The organism is Pseudomonas sp. 43(2021), assembly GCF_017490805.1.
GTDB lineage: Bacteria > Pseudomonadota > Gammaproteobacteria > Pseudomonadales > Pseudomonadaceae > Aquipseudomonas.
This window is the reverse complement of record NZ_JAFGYJ010000044.1, coordinates 1-20,636: the sequence shown is the minus strand read 5'-3', so window position 1 is coordinate 20,636 and position 20,636 is coordinate 1. Positions and strand designations below refer to the sequence as shown.

23 protein-coding genes and 2 pseudogenes are annotated in these 20,636 nt (G+C 61.7%); 11 read left to right on the top strand and 14 right to left on the bottom strand.

Annotated elements, in window-relative coordinates; translation table 11 throughout:
• The 3 genes and pseudogenes from J5M71_RS29390 to J5M71_RS25050 form a co-directional block, all read left to right on the top strand.
• Positions 1-265, top strand: a pseudogene (locus J5M71_RS29390) (serine recombinase); the annotation flags it as partial.
• Between the two features lie 19 nt (positions 266-284).
• Positions 285-842 carry a hypothetical protein gene (locus J5M71_RS25055; protein ID WP_207838063.1) on the top strand — a complete coding sequence of 186 codons (558 nt, stop codon included), beginning with the start codon at positions 285-287 and terminating at the stop codon, positions 840-842.
• A gap of 236 nt (positions 843-1,078) precedes the next feature.
• The gene (locus J5M71_RS25050; RefSeq protein ID WP_207838061.1) at positions 1,079-1,738 is read left to right on the top strand and encodes a DUF6680 family protein; all 660 of its coding nucleotides are present in this window, start codon (positions 1,079-1,081) and stop codon (positions 1,736-1,738) included.
• A 169-nt stretch (positions 1,739-1,907) separates the two neighbouring features.
• Here the strand turns inward: J5M71_RS25050 and J5M71_RS25045 are convergent, their stop codons facing one another.
• Positions 1,908-2,813 (bottom strand): LysR substrate-binding domain-containing protein, encoded by a 906-nt coding sequence (locus J5M71_RS25045; protein WP_207838059.1) that lies wholly within the window; start codon positions 2,811-2,813, stop codon positions 1,908-1,910.
• Between the two features lie 108 nt (positions 2,814-2,921).
• Between J5M71_RS25045 and J5M71_RS25040 the strand changes: the two genes are divergently transcribed.
• Genes J5M71_RS25040 through J5M71_RS25030 form a run of 3 tightly spaced genes read left to right on the top strand, consistent with a single transcriptional unit; the run spans position 2,922 to position 5,471 of the window.
• Positions 2,922-4,163, top strand: a complete 1,242-nt coding sequence (locus tag J5M71_RS25040) for a D-amino acid dehydrogenase (protein WP_207838058.1) — start codon at positions 2,922-2,924, stop codon at positions 4,161-4,163.
• A gap of 27 nt (positions 4,164-4,190) precedes the next feature.
• On the top strand, positions 4,191-4,541 hold the full coding sequence (locus tag J5M71_RS25035; protein ID WP_207838056.1) for a RidA family protein: 351 nt from the start codon (positions 4,191-4,193) through the stop codon (positions 4,539-4,541).
• A gap of 27 nt (positions 4,542-4,568) precedes the next feature.
• Positions 4,569-5,471, top strand: a complete 903-nt coding sequence (locus J5M71_RS25030; protein ID WP_207838054.1) for a transporter substrate-binding domain-containing protein — start codon at positions 4,569-4,571, stop codon at positions 5,469-5,471.
• Between the two features lie 119 nt (positions 5,472-5,590).
• Here the strand turns inward: J5M71_RS25030 and J5M71_RS25025 are convergent.
• The 6 genes and pseudogenes from J5M71_RS25025 to J5M71_RS25000 all read right to left on the bottom strand — a co-directional run.
• Positions 5,591-5,995: pseudogene (locus J5M71_RS25025) on the bottom strand (alanine racemase C-terminal domain-containing protein); the annotation flags it as partial.
• Positions 5,996-6,006: 11 nt separating this feature from the next.
• Positions 6,007-7,434 (bottom strand): amidase, encoded by a 1,428-nt coding sequence (locus J5M71_RS25020; RefSeq protein ID WP_207838051.1) that lies wholly within the window; start codon positions 7,432-7,434, stop codon positions 6,007-6,009.
• Positions 7,435-7,438: 4 nt separating this feature from the next.
• On the bottom strand, positions 7,439-8,122 hold the full coding sequence (locus J5M71_RS25015; RefSeq protein ID WP_063911299.1) for an amino acid ABC transporter permease: 684 nt from the start codon (positions 8,120-8,122) through the stop codon (positions 7,439-7,441).
• A complete protein-coding gene (locus tag J5M71_RS25010; RefSeq protein ID WP_063911298.1) occupies positions 8,119-8,775 on the bottom strand; it encodes an amino acid ABC transporter permease in 657 nt (218 codons plus the stop codon). The genes J5M71_RS25015 and J5M71_RS25010 overlap by 4 nt, the downstream gene beginning before the upstream one ends.
• Complete coding sequence (locus J5M71_RS25005; protein ID WP_063911297.1) at positions 8,775-9,563, bottom strand: amino acid ABC transporter ATP-binding protein; 789 nt, start codon at positions 9,561-9,563, stop codon at positions 8,775-8,777. The genes J5M71_RS25010 and J5M71_RS25005 overlap by 1 nt, the downstream gene beginning before the upstream one ends.
• A gap of 71 nt (positions 9,564-9,634) precedes the next feature.
• Positions 9,635-10,507: an ABC transporter substrate-binding protein gene (locus tag J5M71_RS25000; RefSeq protein ID WP_207838049.1), complete on the bottom strand. Its 873-nt coding sequence runs from the start codon at positions 10,505-10,507 to the stop codon at positions 9,635-9,637.
• A 98-nt stretch (positions 10,508-10,605) separates the two neighbouring features.
• On the opposite strand from J5M71_RS25000, the gene J5M71_RS24995 reads away from it, so the two are divergent.
• The 3 genes from J5M71_RS24995 (at position 10,606) to J5M71_RS24985 (ending at position 13,355) form a co-directional block, all read left to right on the top strand.
• A complete protein-coding gene (locus tag J5M71_RS24995) occupies positions 10,606-11,715 on the top strand; it encodes a GlxA family transcriptional regulator (protein WP_207838047.1) in 1,110 nt (369 codons plus the stop codon).
• A 134-nt stretch (positions 11,716-11,849) separates the two neighbouring features.
• On the top strand, positions 11,850-12,338 hold the full coding sequence (locus J5M71_RS24990; protein WP_207838045.1) for a GNAT family N-acetyltransferase: 489 nt from the start codon (positions 11,850-11,852) through the stop codon (positions 12,336-12,338).
• A gap of 123 nt (positions 12,339-12,461) precedes the next feature.
• Positions 12,462-13,355: a bestrophin family ion channel gene (locus J5M71_RS24985; RefSeq protein WP_207838044.1), complete on the top strand. Its 894-nt coding sequence runs from the start codon at positions 12,462-12,464 to the stop codon at positions 13,353-13,355.
• 36 nt (positions 13,356-13,391) lie between these two features.
• Here the strand turns inward: J5M71_RS24985 and phnE are convergent, their stop codons facing one another.
• From phnE to J5M71_RS24965, 4 genes are read right to left on the bottom strand one after another with little or no spacing between them, the layout of a single operon-like run.
• Positions 13,392-14,159, bottom strand: coding sequence for a phosphonate ABC transporter, permease protein PhnE (gene phnE / locus J5M71_RS24980; protein ID WP_207838043.1), 768 nt, complete (start codon positions 14,157-14,159; stop codon positions 13,392-13,394).
• Positions 14,156-14,983, bottom strand: a complete 828-nt coding sequence (locus tag J5M71_RS24975; protein ID WP_207838042.1) for an ABC transporter permease — start codon at positions 14,981-14,983, stop codon at positions 14,156-14,158. Before J5M71_RS24975 ends, phnE begins: the two co-directional genes overlap by 4 nt.
• On the bottom strand, positions 14,977-15,771 hold the full coding sequence (locus J5M71_RS24970; RefSeq protein WP_063911746.1) for an ATP-binding cassette domain-containing protein: 795 nt from the start codon (positions 15,769-15,771) through the stop codon (positions 14,977-14,979). Before J5M71_RS24970 ends, J5M71_RS24975 begins: the two co-directional genes overlap by 7 nt.
• A 20-nt stretch (positions 15,772-15,791) precedes the next feature.
• Positions 15,792-16,646 (bottom strand): putative selenate ABC transporter substrate-binding protein, encoded by an 855-nt coding sequence (locus J5M71_RS24965; protein WP_207838041.1) that lies wholly within the window; start codon positions 16,644-16,646, stop codon positions 15,792-15,794.
• A 134-nt stretch (positions 16,647-16,780) separates the two neighbouring features.
• Here J5M71_RS24965 and selD point away from each other — a divergent pair, with 134 nt between their 5' ends.
• Entirely contained in the window at positions 16,781-17,815 is a 1,035-nt protein-coding gene (gene selD, locus J5M71_RS24960) for a selenide, water dikinase SelD (RefSeq protein ID WP_207838039.1), read from the top strand.
• Positions 17,815-18,927, top strand: coding sequence for a tRNA 2-selenouridine(34) synthase MnmH (gene mnmH / locus J5M71_RS24955; RefSeq protein WP_207838038.1), 1,113 nt, complete (start codon positions 17,815-17,817; stop codon positions 18,925-18,927). Before selD ends, mnmH begins: the two co-directional genes overlap by 1 nt.
• 134 nt (positions 18,928-19,061) lie before the next feature.
• Here mnmH and J5M71_RS24950 read toward each other — a convergent pair whose 3' ends face one another.
• The 3 genes from J5M71_RS24950 to J5M71_RS24940 are packed head-to-tail and all read right to left on the bottom strand — an operon-like array spanning position 19,062 to position 20,584.
• Positions 19,062-19,448, bottom strand: a complete 387-nt coding sequence (locus tag J5M71_RS24950) for a lysozyme inhibitor LprI family protein (protein WP_207838037.1) — start codon at positions 19,446-19,448, stop codon at positions 19,062-19,064.
• Positions 19,449-19,468: 20 nt separating this feature from the next.
• On the bottom strand, positions 19,469-20,008 hold the full coding sequence (locus J5M71_RS24945) for a hypothetical protein (protein ID WP_207838035.1): 540 nt from the start codon (positions 20,006-20,008) through the stop codon (positions 19,469-19,471).
• Between the two features lie 12 nt (positions 20,009-20,020).
• The gene (locus J5M71_RS24940) at positions 20,021-20,584 is read right to left on the bottom strand and encodes a GNAT family N-acetyltransferase (protein ID WP_012270565.1); all 564 of its coding nucleotides are present in this window, start codon (positions 20,582-20,584) and stop codon (positions 20,021-20,023) included.
• Between the last annotated feature and the right edge of the window lie 52 nt (positions 20,585-20,636).

Genomic DNA, 20,636 nt, shown 5'->3' with positions numbered 1-20,636 from the left:
TACCACTAGAATGCTGGCTGTAACCAACTTTATGCTGGTGGAGATGATGGTTGCTAACGTCCGGTGAGACCACGAGCAGCGGCGAGAGCGGAAGGCTCAAGGCGTGCAGAAGGCGAAGGCAGCGGGCAAGCTCCAGAGCCGGCATGTTGACGAGAAATCGCACAAGCGGATGAAGGAGCTGCTGGCGGCTGGCTTGGACATCCGGGCCACGATCCAACACGCCCATTTTCCCATCACCCCTGTGCCAATCCGCGTAACCAATTAAACGAACAGGAGGTTCACCTATGACTTACCAACCGTATCGCGATATCACTGCTCAAGGAATGAATGTCCACGTTTTGATGGTGATGCTTTCGCAGATCGAAAAAGGCCCCGACTCAGCCATTCGAGTGCTACCTGTTGTGGTTTTCATGGCTTTCGCGGTCGAAGCCTACCTCAATAATATCGGAGCGAAGCGCATTAGCTACTGGGACGATCTGGAACGATTACCCTGGCGGAAGAAAATGAACATCTTGCACGAAGTAGCGGGGCAGAAACCGGACTGGGGAGGATCCCATCTCCAGTTTGCGGCCAGCTTATTTGCACTGAGAGACAAGCTGGCCCACGGAAAGCCTGAGCGTGTACTTGGCCCGGTATTTCCAGACGCTGATGAGGCTCGCGCATTCTCACTGCAGAACCGGATCGACCCGCCTTGGTTCACGACGTTGAACAAAGCTTGGGTTATGAAAGCCAAAAACCAATTCACTGATCTGATGGGTTATCTGGCCAAGATGCACGGCTTACATGAGTCTGATCATTTACTCGGCGCTACTGGCGGCTACCTCCATGATGACGGGAAGTAGTTGCCCCCCTACCCATAGGAGATAAAGCACTTACGGGGAGTGGACTACAAGCCTTGATAAATCTGGCGACCCATGCAGGAATTGAACCTGCAACCTTCCCCTTAGGAGAGCACCTCAGGCTCCAAGCCGCAAACGAAGCTCCCATGTTGCCCTCTCCGGCTGATGAGCATTGCAAGAAGCGACGAGGCGCGCAGGAGATGGCAAAATGCCCTTTCCAATATTAGGGAGACTCCGAAATGGAACCGGCTTTTTGGATAGGTGTGGGAACCGTGTTTGCCGCTCTCGTAGGCCCGGTTCTTGCGGTTCAGACCCAAAAGTACATAGAGCGCAAGCAGGGCCAGCGCGAACAGAAGATGCGCATTTTCTCAATCCTCATGTCTACCAGAGCGACTCGTCTCTCGCCCATGCATGTGGAGGCTCTCAACATGATTGATCTAGCTTTCGCGGGTGGAGCCCGGAGCCGAAGCTCAACTGAAACTGCGGTCCTCGAAGCCTGGAGAGACCACCTCGATCACCTTAATACAACATGCAACGAGCATACGTTCGAGCGTTGGAGGGAGAAGCAGGACGAGAATTTGGTAGCCTTGCTGGGTGCAATGGCAACAGACTTGGGCTTAAGGTACGACAGGATCTTGCTCCGCAACGGGGCGTACATTCCGAAGGGCCTTGCCGATATGGAGAACGAGCAGCACCAAGTTAGGCAGCTTGCTCTAAAGGTGTTATCTGGAGATGCACCGTTGAACATGAGGGTCACGGAGCTCCCTACGGACCCTGACTTTGCTCAGGCTCAAATAAGCTTGCATGAAGGCTTAGCCCGTATCGTTTCCGGGCAAGCCACGGTTGGTGTTCATCTTGAGAAATCTCCTAAACAGCCCGACACCGATGCTAATGCCTGAGGTGCGGAATGCCATGCTTGAATGTGAGTAGGATTGTGAGTAGACAAAACAAGCCACCCAAGGAAAGCACCATTTCTAAAGAGCTGAATAGCTGATTTCGAGTCCCCCTCGGTCACCAAGATCCGGAAAAAACCGACCTTATGGTCGGTTTTTTTTGCCCGTCCGGTCATCAGCACCAACGATCCAGCTGCCCCTGAGCACGGCTGCTGAAAATCGTCAGCAGCTCGCTCAGTGTATGCGCTGACGGTTCGGCAACGCGGGTCACCGCATACAAGGTAATCGGCAGCGCCGGGGCCAGCGGACGAACCGCGGTCGCCCCAGGCGCCGCGCCAAGGGCGGTGAAGGGGTCGATGACCGCCAGCCCAGCACCGGATTCGACCATCGCCCTGGCCAGTGAATAGGTCTGCACCGCAATGCTCACCCGAGGCGGCGGCTCCACCGCCTTGAGGTAGCTGTCGAGGCGCACCGACAGCGGGTCGGCGCTGGACAGCCCGATCAAGGGCGCGCCGGCCAGTGCCGTCAACGGCAGCGGCTTGCCTTCATCCTCCAGCGGCCAATAACCGGCCGGTGCCAATGCCACCAGAACCCCGCTGGCCAGCGCCTGAGCCTTGAGCGCAGGGTGATCTGGCTGCTGCAGGGTCAGGGCGACATCGATCTCCCGCATCAACAGGTTCTGCACCAGTTCGCGACTGTGGGCGCTGGACAGCTCGCAAGCGATGTCCGGATAACGCTGGGTCCACTCATGAATGGCCGGCGGCAGCAGCGACAGGGCCAGTGCCGGGGTCGCACCGATCCGCAGGCTGTGGCCCGGCGCGCGACGCAGGCTTTGCGCCAGGCGTCGCACCCCTTGCAGGCTCTCCGTGACTTTGTCGACCTCACGCTCCAGCTCCAGCGCTTCGGGCGTGGGCTGCAGTTTGCCACGCACCCGCAGGAACAACGGAAAGCCCAGTTGCTGTTCGGCGTGCTGCAGAACCTTGGTCACGGCAGGTTGGGAAACGTGCAGCAACTGTGCGGCACCACTGACCGAACCGGTCTGGCGGATAGCCTGGAAAATCTCGATATGGCGAAGGCGCATGGCAAGTCCATAACCTTTGTTTATGGCTCAGCGATCTTTATTCATTTTTCGCCAGCTGTCACCTGGCCCTAACCTCAAGCTCGTTTTCAACAACGACCAAGGACTGACATGGCTCAGCATGTATGCATCATCGGCGGTGGCGTCATTGGCCTGTCAACCGCTTACGCACTGGTACGCGACGGCTTTGACGTGACGCTGATCGAGGCGCGCGATTCGCTGGGCAGTGAAACCAGCTTCGCCAACGGCGGCCAGCTGTCCTATCGCTACGTGGCGCCGCTGGCCGACGCCGGGGTGCCCTTGCAGGCCATTGGCTGGATGCTGCGTGGCGACTCGCCGCTCAGATTGCGCCCGCGCTTCGATCCTGCACAGTGGCGTTGGATGGCCTCATTCCTCGGGGCTTGCCGCTCCTCGGTCAACCGCGCCAACGCAGGCCACCTGTTGCGCCTCGCGCTGTTGAGCCAGTCGACCTTGCAAGCCTGGCGTGAAGAAGATGGCCTGAGCGGTTTCCATTGGCGGCGCAACGGCAAGCTGGTCACCTTTCGCCAGGCCGGCAGCTTCGAACATGCGCGCAAGAACCTTGCCGCGCCCCAGCAACAACAGGTGCTGTCGCACGCCGACTGCACCCGCCTGGACCCGGCACTGGCGGATGCGCCCTTTGTCGGCGCCATCTATACCCCGGATGAAGAAGTCGGCGATTGCCACGGCTTTTGCCAGCAACTGGCGGCGCGCTTGAAGGCGTCGGGACGCTGCAAATTCCGCCTGGGCCAGGCGGTGTCCGGAATTCGCCATGCACATGGCGTGGTGAGTGCGATCGAACTGGGCGACGAGGTGCTGCCAGTGGAGCATCTGGTCGTCGCGGCCGGCCATCGCAGTGCCTTGCTGGCACTGCCGGGTGTCGACCTGCCGCTGTACCCGCTCAAGGGTTATAGCCTGACAGTTCCGATCGGTGCCCAGCACCGGGCGCCGGACCTGAGCATCACCGACTACGACCGCAAGATCGTCTACGCCCGGATCGGCGAACAGTTGCGGGTGGCGGCGATGGTCGACATTGTCGGTTTCGACCCGTCGCTGGACCCCAAGCGCCTGGCCTTGCTCAAGCGCCAGGCCCGCGAGACCTTCGCCAATGCCGGTAATTATGACTACGCCATCGAATGGGCCGGCATGCGTCCGGCCACCCCTAGCGGCGTGCCGCTGCTGGGCGCAACGGCGTATCGCAACCTGTGGCTGAACCTTGGCCATGGTGCGCTGGGCTTTACCCTGGCCTGCGCCAGTGCACGATTACTCAGTGAACTGATCGGCCAGCGCCGCCCCTCCATCGACCTGCACGGTTTTACGCCCCGTGCGGCCTGAACGCTCACTCCTTGAAAGGACCACCCGATGACCATCCACCGTATCCAGCCCAATCCACGCTTGTCCGGCGCCGTGACCTTTGGCGACCTGGTGTTTCTCTCCGGCCAGGTGCCGAACGACGCCACCGAAGTCGGCGGCCAGACTCGCCAAGTACTGGAAAAGATCGACGCATTGTTGGCCGAGGCGGGCAGCGACAAGGATCATCTGCTCAGCGCGACCATTTACCTGAAGGACATCGGCAAAGATTTCGCGGCGATGAATGACGTCTGGTCTGCCTGGCTGTCGCCCGGCCAGGCACCCAGTCGCACCACCTTGCAGGCCGAACTCGCGCGCCCGCAAGTGCTGGTGGAAATAACCGTCATCGCGGCACGTCGCTAACCCCCTCACCTGCAACGGAGAACAACAATGCAAAAAATCACGTTGATCGGCTGCACCCTCGCCCTGTTGCTGGGCACTCAGGCCCATGCTGACGAAGCAGCGCTGGGGCCTACCTTGAGCAAGATTGCCAAGGCCAACAGCATCACCCTGGGCTATCGCGATGCTTCAGTGCCGTTCTCCTACGTGGGCGATCACTCGGGCCAACCCATGGGCTATTCGGTAGACCTGGCGAACAAGATCGTCGAGCGGGTGCAGCAGAAGCTGGCCTTACCCCAGCTCAAGGTGAAGTTCAACCTGGTGACATCGCAAACCCGCATTCCGCTGGTACAGAACGGTACCGTCGACCTGGAGTGCGGCTCGACCGGCGTCACCGCAGAGCGACAGAAGCAGGTGGCGTTTTCCTATGGGTTCATCTATGTCAAAGGCCAGTTGCTGACGGCCAAGGACAGCGGGATCAAGCACTTCGCCGACCTGCGCGGCAAGAATGTGGTGACCACCGCCGGCACCACCAACGAACGCTTCCTGAAGAGCTACAACGTCGATAACAAGATGGACATGTCCGTGATCAGCGCCAAGGACCATGGCGAAGCTTTCCAGATGTTGCAGTCCGGCCGGGCGGCGGCGTTCTACATGGATGATGCACTGCTCTACGGCGAACGCGCCAAGGCCCGCGACCCGCACAACTGGGTGGTGGTCGGGGAAGAGCAGTCGCGGGAAATCTACAGCTGCATGGTGCGCAAGGATGACCCGCAGTTCCTCGCGCTGGTGAACGCGTCGCTGGGCGAACTTTACAGTTCAGGGGAAATCAACGGGATCTACCAACGCTGGTTCCAACAGCCGATTCCGCCTAAAGGCTTGAACCTGGAGTTCCCGATGACCAGCGAACTCAAGGCCATCTTTGCCAAGCCGGTGAGTGATCCGGTGCAGTAGCTTGGGCCCGGCGTCCATCCCCGCAGGGATCAAGGAGCGGCAGTGACCCGCAAGCATCACTGCCAAACGTCGCTACTGTGGAGCGTTATTACCGCAGTAGCGACTCGCCCTCTTACGGGTTAATCAGAGGTTTTATCCGTCACCAGGGTTTGAGGATTGCTCCTCCCCCAAACAGTAGCAAGGTCAACCAGCAAGGTTCCGCTGAGCGCTTCAATTTCACCCTGGGTGATCTTGCTCTCCTCTTGTTTACCCAAGAGCACAACCTGATCGCCAGCCCGCACAGCCGGGATATCTGTCACGTCCACCATGACGGTATTCATGGCAACTTTCCCTACCACTGGCGCACGCTGCCCATTAACCAGGACAACGCCCTTATTGGTAAACGCGCGACGGTAGCCAACCGAGAACCTCACTGGAATATTCGCAAGTTCTGAATCACGACTCAGTGTCACTGTCCGGTCATACCCCACGGTATTGCCTTCAGGGTATTGGTTAACAGACGCCAGGTATGACTTGGCCTGCATCACAGGTTTGTTCATGCAACCGCTTTGTCTGCCAGTTCCCAGCCCTCAGGCCGTAGCGTGTGCCAGTCGCTGACCTGTTGATAGGCATGGCCGATGCGCAGGATCAGTGGCTCGGCGAAGGCTCGCCCGACAACCTGCATCGAGACAGGCATACCCTTTTCATCGAACCCGATGGGCAGCGCCACCGAACACAGGTTCATCAAGTTGGCGAACCGCCCCAGCAAGGCCAGTGGCGTGCCATATTCGTCGACCTCCTCCAACGGCACACTGCCAATAGCGTTGGTCGGGAAAACACAGGCGTCTATGTTGGTCATGGCCTCGTGCATGGCTTGCCGAGCGGCACGGCGCTGATTGTGCAACTGGATATACGACGCCGCGTCGATGGCGCGACCACCAAGTATGCGCCGTTGGACATGGGGGTCGAAACGCAGGTCGTCACGCTCGAACAAGCGACCCAGGCTGGCATAACCCTCAGCGCTCATCAGGCCACCAGCGATGCGCATGCACTGCTCCAACGACGTGGGTAGCGGTTGTTCGATCAATTGCATACCCAACGCGGCCAACTGCTTGAGCCCCAGGTCGTAAGCCTTCAGTACTCCGGGCGCGACATGCGCTCGCTCGGCCTCCGGCAACACCCAGATGCGCAAACCGGCTACTGGCCGATCGAGACCGGCAGCGGCGCTGAATACCGGTGCCTGGGCCGAAACCGGATCCAGCGGGTCTGGGCCCAGCAGGGCATCCAGCATCCACGCTGCATCTTCAACCGTGTGCGTGATAGGCCCTACCGAATCCAGCGAAGGGCACAGCTCGATCAAGCCATGGCGGCTGACGAGCCCACGCGTGGTTTTCAACCCGACCAAGCCGCACATACCCGCCGGAATCCGCACCGAACCGCCGGTATCGGTCCCCAACGCAGCGCTCGCCAACCCGCTGGCCACGGCCACTGCCGAACCGCTGCTTGAACCACCTGGAGCGCGATGGACATCACGGTCCCACGGGTTCCACGGCGTGCCCATCACCGCGTTGGTGCCCCAGCCACCAAAAGCGAATTCGACCGTTTGGGCCTTGCCAAGAATGATCGCGCCGGCACGCTCCAGGCGTTGCACTGCAGTGGCGGTCAGCCTCGAAACACGCGGTTCCTGCGCCAACGAACCACCCGTGATGGCCTGCCCTTCGATCTCGAACAAGTCCTTGATCGCCAGAGGAATGCCATGCAGCGGCCCCAGGTGTATGCCGGCCGCACGTTGGCGATCCGCAGCAATGGCTGCACTCAAGGCTCGCGAGGGATAGGCCTCGACATAAGCATTCAGCTGCTCGTCAAAACGCTCGATGCGCGCCAGTTGCGCACGTACCAGCGCTTCGCTGGTCAGCGAGCCGGCCTGCAGCGCCTGTTGCAACTGGGCAATGCTGTAGGAAGCTACCTGATCCATGGTGTTCATATGTTCAACCTCGCACGGTTTTGCGTCCGCGTGAAACATGCTTTTCCAGCACACGCGACAGCATTGAAAGAGGGAAGGCGATAACGAAATAGAACAGCCCTACCAGCAGGAAGACATGCATTGGCAGGAAGGTTTCCGAAGCGATGGCCCGCGCTGCCAGCATCAACTCGTCGGTGGCGATCAGGGCACACAACGAGCTGTCCTTGAGGATCGACACGTAGGCGTTGAGCAGTGGCGGCAAAATGACGCGAAACACTTGCGGCAGGATGACGGTGGTAAACGCTTTGAACGGCGTCAATCCGATCGCGATTGCCGCTTCGCGCTGGCCGCGATGCAACGAATCCAGGCCGCCACGCAGAATTTCCGCAACGTACGCGGCCCCCTGCAAACCCAGGCCGATGGCCCCGGCCCAATAGCCGGACAAGGTCAACCCCAGGCTGGGCAGCGCGAAATACAGGGCCAGCAGCAACGCCAGAAGCGGTACTGCACGCATGCTCTGGATAAAGAACGCTGCCAACCGCCTCAGAATCGCGCTCGGGCTTCGCATCGCCCAGACCAGCAGCGCGCCCAGCACGACCGCCAGGGCGAACCCTAACAGGGACAATTCGGCGGTGACCCGGGCACCAAGCATCAGGCGGACGCTCCAGTCGCTCCAGTACTCCGGGTATTGCTGAAAGAAACTGATCATCGCGCACTCCCCAGATGACGTTCGAGCCTGATGAATCCCACACCGATCGGCAGAATCATCACGGCGTAGATGCACATCACTGCCAGGTAGATCAGCGACGTCTGAAAGGTGGACGTCACCAGATTGCGCGCCAGGAACATGATCTCCGGCACGGCAATGGCTGAGGCGATGGAGGTGTCCTTGATCAGTTGCGTGACGTAGTTGGCGAACGCTGGCAACGTCAGGCGCAGGGCCTGGGGCAAGAGAATGCAGCGCAGAATCTGCATCCGGCTCAGGCCGACAGCCAACCCGGCTTCATGCTGACCGACATGCAGCGACTGCAAGCCACTGCGGAAAATGTCGGCCAACACCGCACTGCCTACCAGACTCAAGCCAACGATGGCGGCCAGCCACGCGGGCAAGTTGATACCAAGGTAGGAGAGACCAAAATAGATCAGGAACAGATGCGCCAGCGCGGGAACATTGCGCATCCACTCAATGAAACAGCCGACCACGCCATGCAGCAGCCGTGAGCGGCTGAACGTCAGCAACACGGCCAGTACCACGCCACCGGCACTCGCCAGCAGCAAGGTACACAGCGCGATTTCCAGGGCGGTGAGCGCGCCTTTCAACAACAGGGGCAATAGCCCGAGAAAGACCTCGAAGTTCGCCATCAAGCGCCCTCCATGGCCATGCGCCCGAGAAAACTGCGGGTACGCTCATGACGTGGGCTGTCGATTACCTGCGCCGAAGGCCCTTGCTCGACAATGTGTCCGCCGTCCATGAAGATCACCCGATCCGCCACATCCCGAGCGAAGCGCACTTCATGGGTGACCATGATCATGGTGCGGCCCTCTTGCGCCAGCTCACGAATCACGGCCAGTACTTCCCCCACCAGTTCGGGGTCCAGTGCCGAGGTTGGCTCGTCGAACAGGATGACTTTTGGTTGCTGGGCCAACGCGCGGGCGATAGCCACCCGCTGTTGTTGTCCGCCGGACAACTGCTCGGGATAGACCTCGGCCTTGTGTCGCAGGTGGACCTTTTCCAGCATGGCATCAGCCAGCTCGTAGGCCTGCTTGCGCGGCATGCCTTGTGCCTTTATCGGCCCCAGCGCGACGTTGTCGCGCACATTCAGATGTGGCCAGAGGTAGAAAAGCTGGAACACCATGGCGATCTCGCGTCGCTGTGGGGCCATTTCCCGATCACTCATCAGGCGTATGCGTTTGCCATCCTTGACCTGCCCGATCAACTCGTCACCCAGCCAGATATCGCCTCGGGTGGGTTTTTCCAGGTAATTGATGCAACGCAGGCAAGTCGACTTTCCCGACCCGCTGGGGCCGATCAACGACAGGGTTTCGCCGGCTTTCAACTCCAGGTTGATGCCCTTGAGCACCTCCAGCTCACCATAGCTTTTATGCAGGTCATGCACGCGCAGCAGCGCAGGTTCGGACGGGGTCGACATCTTGGTTAACCTCTTTATTGTTATAGGTACGGCGATGGAACCGGCAAAGGCCGATTCATCCGCTCAAGCGCTTACTTGCAGCCAGGCAGTTGCCAGTCCGCCGGGCGGTCGACACTCAGCCTCAGGTTCTTGCCTTCCGGCACATACCAGACATCCTGGGACAAGCCGTAGCGGGCACCGATCTTGCGCATTTCGCAGCTTTTCCAGAGGGTCTGGATCTGCTCGTTCACGGCAGCCACAAGCTGCGGGCTTGCCTCTTTATTGAAGCCGTACACCACCTGCCCCAGGCCCGTCAGCAGCGGAAAATCAGGGTCGTTGTCAGTGAAGGCGTTGAAACGCAGGTGCCATTGCTGATTGCGGAAAATGGCGTATTGCATGACCGGCGGATCGCCAATCACTGCATCGATACGCCCGGCGAGCAGATCGCGCACTGCGGCATCGGAGGTGTCGTACAGCGCGACTTGCAAGCCTTCGATCTTGCGCATCTCGGGAATGAACGAGAAACCCGTGATAGTGCCGACCTTCTTGCCCTGCAAATCCTTGAGGCTGCTCCAGTTGGTCTTGTCGGTCTGGGTGATGCCGTTCTTGAAATAGTGAATCGGGTCGCTCACGGTCATGATCTTCGCGCGCTGCTCGGTCCAGCCCATGGTGCCGGCCATGACATCCACGCGATTGGCTTGTACCGAGGCAATGGTGCTGGCCCAGTCCATCAAGGCCGGCTTGACCTTCAAACCCAGCTTCTCAGCGATTTGTTGAAGGATTTCACCATCGTAGCCGACCATCCGGCTGTCCTGATAACCGGTCCCCGGCATGTCCCCGGTGAACGCGACGGTCAGGCTTCCCGGCTCTACCGTTTCCAGTGCGAATGCCGGTAGCGAAGCCAGCATGGATACCAGCAAACCCGCATAGATACCGGCAAACCGTTGAACGTTGGGCTTCTTCATCACGTGCTCCCTGATTGTTTTTCTATGAACAGCATGGTGTTGGGCAGGCGCTCATCGTATGGTGATCAGCGGCATAACTTGTTGGATGGTTTGCAGGAATGATTGAATATTTGCGACATTTCGGAGATGCACTGCCCAACGCCTCCAGCGCAAGCCTCGTGGAAGCGCTTGACCAGGGTCAGGCACGACATCCGCCAAGCCGACGCGGCGCCACCGAGTTGTCCATAGGTATCGTGCTATGGCCGCGCTTCCCCTTGCTGTCACTCTCGGGGCTGACCGATGCGTTGCGACATGCTGCCGATACGGGCGATCAGAGCCGCCCGATACGATGCCAATGGAAAGTCCTCGGTACCCCCGGGCAAAGAGTCATTTCCAGTTGCGGGCTTGATGTACCCATCGACAGTGAACTCACCGACCCTCATCAATTTGATTACATCGTGGTGATTGGTGGGCTACTGGATTACCTGGAGGCAGCGCCGAAGACTTATCCGGCATTCCTGCATCAGGCAGCCGCCGCTGACGTTCCATTGATCGGCCTATGCACAGGCAGCTTCGTGCTCGCGCGACATGGCCTGATGGAGGGGCGTACTGCCTGCGTGCATGCCTACCATTGCGATGACTGGAAACGCCTGTTCCCGCGATTGCGCTTTGTCAGCAACAGTGACTTCCTGATCGACAAGGATCGGATCACCTGCGCAGGTGGCATCTCGGTGATTGAGTTGGCCATCCATCTTATCGGGATGCATTGCGGCCCGGATCGCGCCGGCAAGGTGGTGCACCAGATGACCGTCGCGAAAAGCAGCTCTGGCAGTTTCGTCGATCGGCGCAAGGCACTTGGCTACGCCAGCTCTTCGAACAGGCGCCTGCATGAAGCCGTGATGCTGATGGAAAAGCACATGACCGAGCCTTTGGATATCGATGCGATCGCGAACCTTGTCGGTACCAGTAAACGGCAACTGGAGCGGCTGTTTGTCGCCGAAACCAGTAGCACCCCGGCCCAGTTCTATCGCCAGGTTCGACTCAGGTTTGGCCGCTGGCTGCTCATCAGCTCGGATCGACATATCGGAGAAATCGCTTTCGAATGCGGTTTTGCCGATGCTCCCCATTTCATTCGGCATTTCCAGAACCTGTTCGGCATGTCCCCCGGTAAATTGCGCAAAGAGCTGATGCGAAACGCGACCCCGACCAAGGGGGAAGTGGTTTCATAAATAGTGAGCATTGACCCGTGGCGGGGCAGAATATGACTTCGCGGGCACGCCCGCCCACACCGATACTGCCCCGCCCCTTGTGGGAGCGGGCTTGCCCGCGAAGTGGCCCGACCAGCAGCACACAAGGACTTGCCATGCACCTGACCCACCGCCCCGTACGGCCCGACGATATCCCTGGAATCTGCAGCTTCCCGCAAAGCCCGGCCGAACTGTTCTACATGTTCCCCAAAGCCAGCTACCCGCTCTCCCCCGCCCAGCTGAACGATGCCATCGCCCAGCGCAGCGGCTCCACGGTGGTGGAAGGCAACGGCACGGTGCTGGCATTCGCCAACTTCTACAAGGCCGAACACGGCGGCGTGTGCGCCCTGGGCAACGTGGTCGTGGCCCAGGCCGCACGCGGCCAGGGCGTAGCGCGCTACCTGGTCACTGCCATGATCGAACTGGCCCGCCAACAGTTCGCAGCCCGGGAGGTATGGGTGTCGTGCTTCAACCACAACACAGCGGGCCTGCTGCTTTATCCTCAGCTGGGCTTCGTGCCGTTCGGCATCGAGGAACGGCGAGCCTGGGATGGCTCGCGGGTGGCATTGGTGCAGATGAAACAGGTGTTGATCCAACCCGGCTGAGTCAGCGAGGCACTGCATGGGGCTGGGCGAGAAGATTCAAAATCCCTTGCAACAATCACACACCGAACCTTCGCCCTGCCTCGACGTCGGATCCTGCATCTGCCAATTTTCGAGGTAGCCCGCGTGAAAGGCATCATTGTCCGCAAGTACCGCCTGGCCGTGAAAACCATCGGCTACATCGGCTGGTCGCTGTTCTGGCTGCTGATCTGGGATGTGCTGGTCACCATCGATTTCATGCTGTTCTTCAACAGCAAGTTCACCCTGCCGCTGATCCCGTTGACCTTGCTGGGCTCGGCGCTGGTGGTGCTGGTGAGCTTTCGCAACAGCAGCGCCTACAACCGCTGGTGGGAAGCGCGCACCTTGTGGGGGGCGCTGGTCAACAGTTCGCGCAGCTTCGCGCGGCAGGCACTGACCCTGATCGATGACCCGGATGATGGCCTCAACCCGGTCAAGGCTACCCTGTTGCGCCGGCATATCGCCTATGTGAACTGCCTGGCGGCGCACTTGAAGGGTGAGCGCTGCCCGGATGAACTGATGGCGTTCATTCCGCCGGCGGAATTCGAGCGGCGCAACCGCTCGAACAACTTCGCCAACGACATTCTGAGTGGTTCGGCGGCGTTGCTGGCGCGGGAGTACCAGGCCGGGCGGCTGGACAGCATTCGCCTGGCAAGGCTGGAATCGACGCTGGTAGACCTGTCCAATGCCCAGGGTGGCATGGAGCGGATCGCCAATACGCCGCTGCCCTACCCTTATGTGTACTTTCCGCGGCTGTTCATCACCCTGTTCTGCCTGATCGTGCCGGTGGGGCTGGTGGAGTCGCTGGGCTGGTTCACACCGCTGGCTTCGACGGTGGTGGGCTTCATGCTGCTGGCCATCGAGCGGATCGGGACGGATTTGCAGAGTCCGTTCAGGTTCAGTGAGCACCAGATCCAGATGGACAGCATTTGCGAGACGATCGAGCGGAACCTGGAGTCGATGCAGCGGGAGGCGCAGTGTGCCGAAGTTGGTGGTGCCTGATCGATTTTGGGGCCGCGTTGCGGCCCCGGCTATCGATCAGGCCCGCACATAGCGCTGGCGCAACACATCACTCAATGCATCCACCAACAACACCAGCACCAGCATCCCCATGATCACCGTGCTGGCCTGGGCCTCCTGGAACAGGCTCAAGGTGGTGTACAGCATCTGCCCCAACCCGCCAGCCCCGACAAACCCCAGCACGCTGGCCATGCGGATGTTGTTCTCCCAGCGATACAGGCTGTAAGCCAACAGCTGCGGCCACAGATTGGGCAAGGTGCCAAAGCAGAATGCCGCTACCTGGCTGCCGCCCTGCAAGCGGATGGCCGCCGCCGGCTCCGGCGGTGCGTTCTCCAGCGCTTCGGCAAACAACCGCCCCAGCACGCCAGCGGTATGCAGCGCCAAGGCCAGGGTACCGGCATTCGGCCCAAGCCCGGCTGCCAGCACCGTCAGCGCGGCCCACACCAGTTCCGGGATGGCCCGCAGGGCATTCAGCAGCAGCCGCGCGCAGGCCTGCAACGGCCAACCGAACCGGCCAGCAGCCGGCAGCGCCAACAGCATGCCCAACACCATGGCCAACAGGGTGCCCAGGCCTGACATGGCCAAGGTTTCCAGCGCCCCGTGCGCAACCGCGCGCAGGTGCCCGGCAGACAGGTCCGGGTGCAGGAAACGCCCGGCATATTCCCCCATCTGCCCCGGCCCGCCGTTGCCGACCAGCGCCTGCAAGTCCAGCTCCAGGTAGGCGAACGAGGCCATCACAGCAGCAACGATGGCGCCTAGCACCAGCAAGTTGATCACCCGGTTCATGCCAGCCTCCAGCGCAGGAAGCGACTGAGCAGGTCGGCCAGCATCACCAGGACCAGGAACGTCAGCAGCATGCTCGCCACTTCCGCACCCGCGAACATGCGCATCGACAGGTCGATCTGCTGCCCCAGCCCGCCAGCACCGACAAAGCCCATCACCACCGAGGCGCGTACTGCGCACTCCCAGCGGTACACGGTGTAGGACACCACCTCGGACACCGCACTGGGCAGGATGCCGTAGAAAAACGCAGCCAGGCGGCCACTACCCGCCTGCAGCAAGGCATGGGCCGGGCGCTGGTCGACCGACTCGAAGATCTCGGCATAGACCTTGCCGAGCATGCCGCTGTAGGTGATGGCAATGGCCAGCACGCCCGCCGTCGGCCCCAGCCCCACGGCCCGCACGAACAGCAACGCCCAGACGATTTCCGGCACACTGCGCAGGAAAATCAGCAACCAGCGCACCGGCAGGCGCAGCAGGCGCGACCACAACCCTGCGCGACCACCACGGGAGGCGGCGCGCAACGACAGGGCACGGCTGGCCAGCAGGCCGGCAGGAACCGCCAGCAGCAACGCCAACGCCATGCCGGCCGTGGCCACGGCCAGGGTCTGCAAGGTGGCGTCATACAGCAGCGAAAGGAAGTCGGCATCGTGTGCTGGCGGCCAGAAGGCACTGGTGAAACTGGCGATCTGCTGGCGGTTCTGCGCCTGCAGCAGTACCCCGGGGTTCAGTTCGCTCAACCGGACGCCAGGCCACAGCACTGCCACAGCCAGCAGGGTCAGCAGCAACCGCGGCAGCAGCGCCGGGTCGCGGGCATCAAGCTTCAGCATCGCGGAATCTGCACGGTCAGGGTCGGCCCCTGGCTTGGCGGTGAAGCCAGTTGTTCGTTGGCGTACAGCGCATCCAGCAACTGTTCGGTCACCGCTTGCGCCGGGCAGTCGAACACCACTTGCCCTTCGCGAATACCAATTACCCGCGGGAAGTGCGCAAGCGCCAGGTCCACGGCATGCAGGCTCGCCACCAGGGTCACGCCATTGGCCTGGGCGTGGCGGTTGAGCAAGGCCAGGCTATGGTCGGCCAGCACCGGGTCCATGGCCGACACCGGCTCGTCGGTCAACAGCACCTGCGGCCGCTGGTAGAGCGCCCGGGCAATTCCCACCCGCTGCAACTGGCCACCGGACAATTGCCCGCACTGCACGAACAGTTTGTCGGCCAGGCCCAGTTCGGCCAGTACCTGGCGCGCCCCCGGCACATCGCTGGGGTACAGCAGGTTGAGCAAGCCTCGCAGCATGCCCCACTGCCCAAGGCGGCCGGCCAGCACCGCCGTCACCACCCGCTGGCGCGGCGGCAAAGGCGGCGCCTGGTGCACCAGACCGACCCGCGCACGCAGGCGCTGGCGGGCCCTGGCAGACAATGCCCAGGGCTGCTCGCCGAGCAGCTCCAGGCGCCCGCTGCTGGGCTGGATGGCGGTCGCCATCAGGTGCAGCAAGCTGGACTTGCCCGCCCCCGAAGGCCCGATGATGGCGACGCGCTCGCCTTCACCGATGCGCAGGCTCACTGCGTCAAGCGCACGCACCTGGCCATGGCGCAGCCCGGCCCCGTGCAGATGAATAGCCACGTTGGAAGCCACTGGAGATGTCACTTGAGCAGGCCGGCCTCGCGTGCAGCCTGCTCGGTGCCCACGTAGTTCTCAGGCTTGGTCTCGATGAAGCGGCTGGCGGCCTGCAGGTCGAGGATCGCCTTGTGCTCCGGGTTGGCCGGGTCGAGGTCGAGGAAGGCTTTCTTGATCTTCGCTTTCAGCGCCGGGTCCATGTTGCCGCGCACGGTCCAGTTGTAGTCGAAGTAGGTCGGGGTGGTAGCGAACACCTTCACCTTGGTGGTATCGACCTTGCCGGCATCCACCAGCTTCTGCCAGACGCTGGCGTTGAGCACGCCGCCATCGACCTTGCCGGCCTGCACCCAGGCCACGGTGGCGTCGTGGGCGCCGGAGTAGGCAACACGGCCGAAGTAGTCTTCAGGCTTGATGTTGTCCTGCTTGAGCATGAAGTAACGCGGCATCAGGCTGCCCGAGGTGGACGAGATGGAACCGAAGGCGAACGACTTGCCCTTGAGGTCGGCCAGGCTCTTCACATCGGGGTTGGCGGTGATGAACTTGGAGGTGAACTGCGCATCCTGCTCACGCTGCACCAGCGGCGTTGCGGTCGGGTCCTTCAGGTGCACCTGGACGAAGGTGAAGCCGCCTAGCCAGGCCAGGTCGAGGCGATCGGAGGCCAGCGACTCGACCACTGCCGGGTAGTCGGCAACCGGTACGAACTTCACCTCCATGCCCAACTGCTTGGCCAGGTACTCGCCCAGCGGCTTGAACTTGCGCTGCAGTTCGGTCGGTGCTTCGTCAGGGATGGCGCTGACCCGCAGGGTGTCAGCAGCCTGGGCGACAACGGCACAGCAGGACAGCACGAGGCCGGCGGCGAGCGCCAGAGGGCGTTTGAGCATGGGAGTTCTCCGGTTCAATAGCGGGGAAGGGCCGGCCTATGCGCCGACAACGGGAATTCAGGAATTATAAGAGGCGCTGGCTCAAAGGCCAGCTTTGCTACAATCGCGCAATAAATTGACCTGCCGAGGTACGCATGAGCGAGCCGATTCGCCTGACCCAGTACAGCCATGGTGCCGGCTGTGGCTGCAAGATCTCCCCCAAGGTGCTGGATGTGATCCTCGCCGAAAGTGGCGCCCAGGCCCTGGACCCGAAACTGTGGGTGGGCAATGCCTCGCGCGACGACGCTGCCGTGTACGCGCTGGACGACGAGCGCGGCGTGGTCTCGACCACCGACTTCTTCATGCCGATCGTCGATGACCCGTACGACTTCGGCCGCATCGCCGCCACCAACGCCATCAGCGACATCTACGCCATGGGCGGCGACCCGCTGATGGCTATTGCCATCCTCGGCTGGCCGGTCAACGTGCTGCCGCCGGAAGTGGCCCGCGAAGTGATCCGCGGTGGCCGTGCGGTGTGCGCCGAAGCCGGCATCCCGCTGGCCGGCGGCCACTCCATCGACGCCCCCGAGCCGATCTTCGGCCTGGCCGTCACCGGCGTGGTCAGCAAACGCCACCTCAAACGCAACGACACCGCCAGCGCAGGCTGCCGCCTGTACCTGACCAAGCCGCTGGGCATCGGCATCCTGACCACCGCCGAAAAAAAGGCCAAGCTGCGCGCGCAGGACCAGGGCCTGGCCCGCGACTGGATGTGCACCCTCAACACCCCCGGCAGCCGCTTCGGCAAGCTGGACGGGGTCAAGGCCATGACCGACGTCACCGGTTTCGGCCTGCTCGGCCACCTGGTGGAACTGGCCGAAGGCAGCGGCCTTACCGCGCACCTGGACTACGCCGCCGTACCGCGCCTGCCCAGCGTCGACCACTACCTGGCCGAAGGCTGCATCCCCGGCGGCACCCTGCGCAACTTCGACAGCTACGGGCACAAGATCGGTGCCCTGAGCGACGACCAGAAGCACCTGCTGTGCGACCCGCAGACCAGCGGCGGCCTGCTGGTGGCCGTTACCCCGGAAGGTGAAGCCGAGTTCCTGGCGGTGGCCGCCGAACTGGGCCTGCAACTGGCGCCGATCGGCAAGCTGGTCGAGCGACAGAGCCACGCGGTCGAGGTGATCTGATGCGCCCCGACTGCACCGATTTCCGCCAGCTGTTCCTCGACGACGTGCCGATGATGGACATGCGCGCGCCTGTCGAATTTGCCAAGGGCGCCTTTCCCGGTGCCGTCAACCTGCCGCTGATGAACGACCAGGAGCGGCAAAAGGTCGGCACCTGTTATAAGCAGAAAGGCCAGGCTGCAGCCATCACCTTGGGCCATCAGTTGGTCAGCGGTGCGACCAAGCAGGCTCGGCTGGAGGCTTGGGTCGCGTTCGCCAAGGCGCATCCTGAAGGCTACCTGTACTGCTTCCGTGGCGGTCTGCGCTCGCACCTTGTGCAGGCGTTGCTGCGCGATGAGGCGGGCATTGACTACCCGCTCGTCGAAGGCGGCTACAAGGCCATGCGCCACTTTCTGCTGGAGACGACCCAACAGGCGGTCTCGCAATGTGATTTCGTGCTGGTGGGCGGCCTGACCGGCACCGGCAAGACCGATGTGCTGCACCAGCTGGACAATGAGCTGGACCTGGAGGGCTACGCCAACCATCGGGGTTCCAGCTTTGGCAAGCGCGCCACAGCGCAGCCGGCGCAGATCGACTTCGAGAACCGGCTGGCCATAGACGTATTGAAGAAACGCGCCCGGGGTATCGAGCGGTTCGTACTGGAAGACGAAGGCCGTATCGTGGGCAGCTGCACCGTACCGCTGGAGCTGTACCAAGGCATGCAGCAATACCCGCTGGTGTGGCTGGAAGACAGTTTGGCCAACCGCGTGGAGCGTATCCTGCGCGATTACGTGATCAACCTGAGCGCCGAGTTCGTCAGCCTGCATGGTGAAGAAGAGGGCCGCCGACTGTTTGCCGAGGGGCTGCTGCAGAGCATGGGCAGGATCCACAAGCGCCTCGGCGGCGAGCGCTATCAGCGGCTATCGGAAATCTTGCGCCAGGCGCTGGAAGAACAGCAGCGCAGCGGTTCGGTGGAGTTGCACCGGGTCTTCATCGAAGGCTTGCTGAGCGAGTATTACGACCCGATGTATGCCTACCAGCGCGCGGCCAAGGCTGAACGTATCGAGTTTGCCGGGGATGCCGTGGAAGTGCGCGAGTACCTCAAGGCCCGGGCGCTACGCGAGCCGCGCAAGTAGAAACGTGCGGTGGATGGCACCGGCGTTGCCGGTGTTCGCGGGTAAACCCGCTCCCACAGGTACAGCGTGATCTCAAAGCTTGCGAAATACCTGTGGGAGCGGGTTTACCCGCGAAGAGGCCCGTATAGACAGCCCTACTGCCCCGGACTAAGCACCCGCTCCAGCTCCGCCGCCCGGTCGCGGGTCATGTCCATCACACAGGCCCCACCTTCCAGCTGCGCCATGGTCCCGCCACTGGCTTGTACATGGAACTGACAATTGCCATCGCGATAGGCAAGCCACTTGCGCTGCACATCCCGCAGGCTCTTCTGCTGCCCGGCATCCAGCTTGCCCATCAATTGTTTGTACACCCGGTTCAGGCGCTGGTCCTGCAACTGCGTCTCGGCCTGAATGCACTCGCTCATGGCCACGGTAGTGGATGCCTTGTCCATGCACTGCCCGTATCCCGGCGTGTAGTCCTCCGCCATGGCCAACGGCAGCACACAGGCCAATGCCAGGCCCGTCAGGTAATGCTTGCTCATGCAACCCCTCCTTGTGGATTTCAAAGCGTCTGCGGCTGTTCCGGCGGCATCAGCACCTTGCCCGGCTCGAAGCGCAGCGACGGCATCTGCGTCGCCGCATACAGCGCCATGCCAAGCGCCGCGATCAACAGCACATCCAGCCAGCTCCAGCCCGGCATGTCGTCGGCACTGCGTGCCCTCCAGCAATGCCAGGCCTGCCCCACGCAAAACACCACCATCGCCGCCAGCCACAGGTAGAAACCGACACCAAAACCGGTCAGGTCATGAAACTCATAGCTCTGGTTGTCCGGCAAGCGGTCAATGCCGAAACTGCTGGCCGCCAGGTACGCAGCCACCAGCCCGAGCAGCAATGCCAGCCGGCGAAAGCGTCGATGGGCAAGGATCGCCAAGGCCAGTAGCGGGTTGGCAAACCATTGGTACAAGCCGAAGGGCACGCCCCAGGGACCGTACAACAGCATTTGCAGGGCCGGCATGTGGCGGTCGCCGCTCATCAGCGCGCCATCGAAGAACAATGCGAGCAGGTAAAGCAGCAGGCTGACGCTCAGGTAGAAAACTGGCAAAAGATTTATTTCCTAGGCAACCGGGGGCTCAAGCAGAAGGCCATAAATACCCGAATCGGACAACTCGCCGGCAACGCACCAACGCGCACGCAAGGTACCTTCCAGCACAAAACCCTGGCGCTCCAGGGTACGCGCCGACCCTTGGTTACGCGGGTCGATCTCGCCTTCCAGACGGCGCATGTGCAAGGTGTGGGCGAGGTAGTCGATGAAGCAGGTCAGTGCTTCGTCCATGTAGCCCCTGCCCTGCACCGCGCTGGCCAGGCAGTAGCCGATTTCACCACGGCGGGATACATCGTCGATGTTGAACAACTGGACCATGCCGATCAGTTCGCCGTTGTCACGGCGATACATGCCAAGCTTGAGCTGGTCGCCATTGGCATAGGCTTCGCGGTCGGCGGCCAGGGCGCTTTCGGCTTCGGCCAGGTCTTGCCAGGGGGCATGATGCCAATAGCGCATGACCTCGGGGTCGGCCATGATCGCCAGCCATTGCGCGGCATCGGCATGGCGCATGGGGCGCAATTGCAGACGCGGGCTGTCGAGGCAGAGGTCACTGGGGAAACTGCGGGGTGGGGTCACGCCGGATCTCCTGTCCATTGCTGGGGAGATGACAGTTTAACTTCATGTGGGG